Source organism: uncultured Endozoicomonas sp. (assembly GCF_947495845.1).
Classification (GTDB): Bacteria; Pseudomonadota; Gammaproteobacteria; order Pseudomonadales; family Endozoicomonadaceae; genus Endozoicomonas.
The window spans coordinates 266,568-272,656 of sequence record NZ_CANMAO010000004.1 but is presented as its reverse complement, the minus strand read 5'-3'; the positions used below and the strand labels follow the sequence as shown (position 1 = coordinate 272,656).

5 protein-coding genes are annotated in these 6,089 nt (G+C 44.6%); 4 read left to right on the top strand and 1 reads right to left on the bottom strand.

Going from position 1 to position 6,089, the window contains the following annotated elements; all coding sequences use genetic code 11:
- Positions 1-61: 61 nt before the first annotated feature.
- On the bottom strand, positions 62-547 hold the full coding sequence (locus Q1B11_RS05465; protein WP_299728785.1) for a helix-turn-helix domain-containing protein: 486 nt from the start codon (positions 545-547) through the stop codon (positions 62-64).
- Between the two features lie 538 nt (positions 548-1,085).
- Between Q1B11_RS05465 and Q1B11_RS05460 the strand changes: the two genes are divergently transcribed.
- The 4 genes from Q1B11_RS05460 to Q1B11_RS05445 all read left to right on the top strand — a co-directional run bounded on the left by Q1B11_RS05460 (position 1,086) and on the right by Q1B11_RS05445 (position 5,763).
- Entirely contained in the window at positions 1,086-2,024 is a 939-nt protein-coding gene (locus Q1B11_RS05460) for a LysR family transcriptional regulator (protein WP_299728782.1), read from the top strand.
- 142 nt (positions 2,025-2,166) lie between these two features.
- The gene (locus Q1B11_RS05455; protein WP_299728779.1) at positions 2,167-4,098 is read left to right on the top strand and encodes a TonB-dependent receptor; all 1,932 of its coding nucleotides are present in this window, start codon (positions 2,167-2,169) and stop codon (positions 4,096-4,098) included.
- A gap of 66 nt (positions 4,099-4,164) precedes the next feature.
- Positions 4,165-5,052 carry an alpha/beta hydrolase gene (locus Q1B11_RS05450; RefSeq protein WP_299728776.1) on the top strand — a complete coding sequence of 296 codons (888 nt, stop codon included), beginning with the start codon at positions 4,165-4,167 and terminating at the stop codon, positions 5,050-5,052.
- A 213-nt stretch (positions 5,053-5,265) separates the two neighbouring features.
- On the top strand, positions 5,266-5,763 hold the full coding sequence (locus Q1B11_RS05445; RefSeq protein ID WP_299728773.1) for a YgjP-like metallopeptidase domain-containing protein: 498 nt from the start codon (positions 5,266-5,268) through the stop codon (positions 5,761-5,763).
- Positions 5,764-6,089: the final 326 nt, after the last annotated feature.

Sequence of the window (6,089 nt, the reverse complement as noted above, 5' to 3'; positions counted from 1 at the left end):
TTTCATTGTTCTATCAAATAGTGCTTACGACAATTTTCTGATAATGGATTGTGTCGCATATTCATCGGGAGTGGCTGAAGATGCCCGTTTCTTGGGAGAATCTTGCTGCGTAGAATTTCCAGACAAAATTAGTGTCATCAAGGGGATATCTTACGGTTATTTTTTTGCAACTAGGATCAGAGTTATCAAAATGAATTTCTACATGACAGTTTTCAGGGTAGAGAGAAAAAATTTTATCTGCACACGCTTTTATTTCGTCAAGTGCTTTCAAATATGATTTTTCTAATGATCCATTACCATTTGGATCAATTATGAACCATTCAGACTCTACATGGTCAGGTAGCTTACTTAGCGTTTCGGTTGTTACTGCAAAGATTGAAGCTAGTCTTTTCAATGTCTGTGGGCTAGTTAGGCCACCTTTTTCTATTCGCTGATATTGCCGAAGCGAAAGATGAACCTTGTCTGCCAGTTGTTGCTGGGTGAAATTTGCCTTATCTCTGTAGTGAGTAAGCATGATAGGAGATATCGTACAGGTTTGCTGAGGCATTACTTTATCCTGATGTTTTATAGGAATGGACACAGTAAAATATAATGATGTCGCCTTGTACGACATCATACGACATCATCGGTTGCCTTTATGATTAATATTTTCAATGCAACAAAAATGCTGCCATGTTTCGAGTATCCTCATGGTTATACCTTCCAATCCAAGTGTCCAAAAAGTGTCCAAAAAATAGCGGGAAACAGCGTAAAATTGCGTAAAAACGGCTGTTTTGTAGTTTTGGTTTATCTCTAACCTACTGAAAAATAAGAAGAACCCTGAAGTGATATCAGGGTTCAAATCCCGCCGTCTCCACCAATCAAAAACCCTGTAAGTCACTGATTTACAGGGTTTTTTCTTGTCTGAAATTCCACTAAAAGTGAGGGGTGTCGAAAAAGTGTCGAAAAAGTGTCGAAGCGAAATTGAGACTAAATTTTATTATCTGTACTCTGTCGTTCAAGACTGGAGATTGGGTTCTTAATATTTTCATGATCAGGGTACAGCTTGTGTATGATAGCTCGAGTCGTTAAATGAGACTCCCAGCATGAATTTATCGCAAATTGATTTGAATCTACTGTTTGTCTTAAAGCACCTTTTGGAAGAAAAACACGTTTCGAATACGGCGATGGCTTTAAATATGAGCCAGTCGGGAGTCAGCCGTGCATTACAGAAAATGCGCGTGTTTTTTGATGATGAGTTATTGGTTCGTAAGAAGTATGGTTATGAACTCACTCCGAAGGCGGAATCCGTAAAACATGACATAAACAATGTCATTACCAGCCTGGAAAAGTTGGCCCATAAGCAATCCTTTGACCCCGGTATTGTCAGTAGCACGGTTAAAATTTATGGGCTGTTACCCCAAATCAACACCCTCATGCCGAAAGTCATTGCAAAGATCCGGCGGCAAGCCCCTAGGCTGACCATCAGTTTGGACTCAACCCCTAAACGACACTTTGATGCGCTGGTCTCCGGCGATGTGCATTTTGCGCTATCTTCACATCAGCCTCCGAGCTCTGAACAAAACATTTATCGTATGGTGGTAGCCAAACGAACATTTCGTTTACTGATGAATCGTGATCACCCGCTCGCCAACCAAACGCTGACACCCAAAAAACTGTCGGCTTACGACTTTGGTCAGATCTCTTTGCAAGGGGAGACAAAACTATCTTTTGAACACATGTATAAAAATCTTGGGTTAGCCAATAAGACAAGACGCCTTTCTGCCCCCATTTTGTTAAACAACTTCAGCTCAGCACCCAGCATTGCTGCTGAAACTGACATCATTTTTCATTTGCCCACCCCCTTTGCAGAGGCCGCTTGCCAAGACTCACGATTGATTGTGAGAGAAGTCCCTCAAGAGTTGCAGCTTGATTTTCAGGAGGTCTATTTATACTGGCACAAACGCTTTAATGATGACCCAATGTGTGAGTGGGTCCGGGGGATTTTCAAAGCGCTGTATGTTGGCGAAGACATCCTTGCATGAGTAGCAATGTGTCGTGACCATTATGCATTTTCAGGATAGTGATATTCTAAACCTGTGATATCGATTTACTTGTCACTGACAGGGTTAACAGGCTTAATTGCGAACCATTATTAAATGCAATTAAATCTTAATTAGAGCCACTATGTCGCTACTTTCTCGTTCTCAGCTTGCCCGATCGATTGCTTCCGCTTGTATCACTGTACCGATGATGGGCGTCGCGAATGACGCTGCAGAGGTAGGTACCACGACAATGATGGAGGCTGTGGTCGTGACAGCGGCAGGTTATGAGCAACAGCTCACTGCTGCTCCAGCCACTATCAGTGTGATGACCCGCGAGCAATTAGACACTCGCGCTTACCAGGATTTAACGGACGCATTGACCGATATGCCCGGTGTGACCGTGACCGGTGGTGGTGATGGGACGGATATTTCTATTCGGGGTATGCCGGCAGAGTATACCGCCATTTTAGTGGATGGCCGTAAGCAGTCAGGACGAGAAACTGAAACCAATGGCAGTACGTTTACTGAGCAAGATTGGTTGCCACCATTGAACGCCATCGAGCGAATCGAAGTGGTTCGCGGACCAATGTCTACGCTATACGGCTCTGATGCGTTAGGCGGGGTGATCAACATCATCACACGCAAAGACTATCAGCAATGGCAGGGCAGCCTGCGCGTTGAAACCACGCTGCAGGAAAACTCCGATTCAGGTAATGGTTATCAAGGCCAGTTATATTTAGCGGGTCCGCTGGTGGACGGTCTGTTGAGTGCATCGTTTTCAGGCTTGTATCAAGAAAGAGCGGAAGACGATATTGAAGGCGGTTACGCAGGAAAGACGTTGGACAGTTATCGCGGGTCTGTGTATCTGACCCCCACAAAGACAGACACCTTTTCATTAGAGTTTACCCAGCATGATCAAGAGCGTGTCACCACGTTGGGCAAATCGGTAATACGAAACTCTCAAGTGGCGGAGCGTCAGTATAATCGTCACTCCATTGGTCTTTCCCATTCAGGCAATTACGACTGGGGAACGGGTTCCTCCTATGTAAGCCGTGAAACTGTTGAGAATAAAGGCGCTGACAAGGAAGTGGTGAATGATCTTTTCAATACCCAATGGGGCATCTTCTTTGATGAACACCATCTGACGGTGGGTGCATCATTTGAGCAAAAAGCGTTAGATGATAAGAAGCAAGGGCTGTCTTCAAAAAATGATCAGTGGGCACTGTTTGCTGAAGACGAGTGGTATCTCACCGATACGTTTGCCTTAACGTTAGGTGCACGTTATGACCAGAACGATACCTTTGACGGTCATTGGAGCCCACGAGTGTACGGTGTGTGGTCAATGCATCAGGATTGGACGCTGAAAGGGGGCGTTTCGACAGGTTATCGCGCCCCAAGTTTGACTGAAATGGACAGTGACTGGATTCAGGAAAGCTGTGGAGGCTGGTGTGAGGTGTACGGTAATTCCGACTTAACACCAGAAACATCAGTGAATAAAGAACTTGGGCTGTATTTTGCCAATGGTCGTGATTTGTCCGCCAATATCACGGTGTTCCATAGTGACTTCAAAGACAAGATTGAAAGTGTCAATCTGGACCCGACCTGCTTAAGCAGAAGCTGCGACCGAACGTATGTCAACATTGATGATGCCACGAGCTACGGCACCGAAGCATCGGTGGTAAAAAAAGTGACCGCGCAGATTAATGTGGGCGCCACCTACACTTACACACGCAGTAAGAAAAATACCAGCGATGCAGATGATGGCTTGCCCGTTGTGCAGGCACCTGAACATGTTGTGTCTCTCAATGGTGACTGGGCGGTGAAAGACGACGTCAATTCATGGTTGCGTATAAACTACCAAAGTGAAGAAAAAGACAATATTTCCAGCAGTAGTACACGAACTCTGTCGCCTTCTGTTACCTATGTCGATTTCGGTGCCAACTGGCAAGTGACAAAAAGCACGAAATTAATGGCTGGTGTCTACAACCTGTTTGATAAGCAGACGACCGAAGAAGAGTTTGGTTATGTGGAAGATGGCCGCCGTTACTGGTTAGCTGCTGAAGCGACGTTTTAATCAGGCGTAAGCACCCGAGCATATGACTTTATATATGGTTGGGTGCTTAAGGTTTAAGATAGAGAAATGAATTTGAAGATTAAAGCGTTAATGACCTCCCTTTTATTGTTTTCATTCGCCACCATGGCAGGGGATTTTAAGGTCGAGAAAAACATCGTGTTTAAGGCGGTGGGAGAAAAAGAGATTAAATTAGATCTCTATACACCCACCACAAACGCGGAGGCTAAATTTCCGCTGCTTGTCTGGGTTCATGGCGGTGCCTGGAAGCGCGGAAGCAAAGATGCGATTCCTGAGAAGAACCCATTGTTGCTCCAGTCCGTATTGAAAGCAGGCTACGCTTTGGCGTCGGTGGATTATCGACTCAGTGGTGAGGTAGATTTTCCGGCGCCGGTTCAAGATATCAATGATGCGCTTAATTATCTGAATGAGCATGCTGACCGGTTAAACATCAATGCCGACGAGTTAGTGATGATGGGGCGTTCGGCTGGTGGTCACTTGGCAGGTTTTATTGGTGCGACCAACTCAGCCTACAGCAAGGTCAACTTTTATGAGCCACCCAAGTACCAGGTCTTAGGGGTTGTCAGCTTTTTTGGGCCGACGGATCTGCTGGCGCTGGGGAGTAAAAGCGGTAAGAAAACCAGTAAGAAATCGTCAGTGTCTCGCTTTTTAGGGGATATCCCCAGTCATATCCCGGAGGTCGCCAGGCAAGCGTCAACCACGACGTATATTAATGAAAATACACCTCCGTACATTCAACTTCATGGAACGGTGGATAAACGCGTGCCTTTATCCCAAAGTGAGATTCTGAAAGCCAGGCTTGATGAATATGGCATCGCGAATCAACTGTTTATCGAAGAAGGTGTTGGGCACAGCGCGCCCGTGTTTGATACAGAAAAATACGTGCCCCATGTGATGGATTTTTTAACCAAATACCTGCCGGTGCAGCATCATTAAGGAACTGTCTCTGAATAACTTTACTGCCCAGAGAAGTGCTTTCCATTTGCCGTTATCCGTGAAAGCGCAAGCAACAAGGCTTTACGGATAACGGTAAACGGATAACGGTTCTGGCTAAATGTGTAAGTTATTTCGTGACAGTTCCTAAGCACGATTTAGCGTCATTGAGCCAAGAGGATTGGCCTTTCAATGTTTAAATAACTGTAACGTGACATGCTGAAATATATACTCCACTACCCTCAACCTATTATTGAGCAGGTTCAGCGCCTGATCTCAGAAGAGCGTTTGGGTGAATGGTTGTTAGGAAAATACCCTGAGCCTCATGGAGTAAGGAATAATAAAGCGCTCTATGAATATACGATGACGCTTAAAAACCAATATCTTCGTAAGTCAGCACCACTCAACAAAGTGCTGTTTGATGGCAAGCTCAGCCAGACGTATCAGGCGCTGGGCATCAATGTTTCCCGCACGATGGCCCATGGTGGCAAGCTGAAGGTTCGTAAAGAAATTCGCATCGGCACATTGTTTCAAAATGCGCCGGAAGATTTTTTAAGAATGATTGTTGTGCACGAACTAAGTCACTTAAAAGAGGCAGAGCACAATAAATCGTTTTACCAATTATGCTGCCATATGGAGCCACACTATCAACAGCTGGAATTGGATACTCGTCTCTATATGACGCAGCTGGAATTATTTGGTTCTCTCTACTAAGACTATTGCCCCAAAAAGCATTTTTCTTACCTGATCTCAAATAACCGTGTTACTAAGAAAAAGAACCCTGAGGTGATCTCAGGGTTTGCCTCCTTTCGCATCCACAAAATAGGTATTTCGAAGGTTTTGAGCCCTAGGTTTTATATTTTTTGTTTATGCAACTTTCATAGCAATATTCGCTTTGATTCAGAAAATATCAGGTAAATCGGTCTGATACATTTTGTTACCATAGTTCAGTATTTGCACATATAGCACTTCGCAAATCGCGAATACCTTTGATCGTATAAAAACTATACATTGCTCGGCGTGCAAAAAATATGCACGAA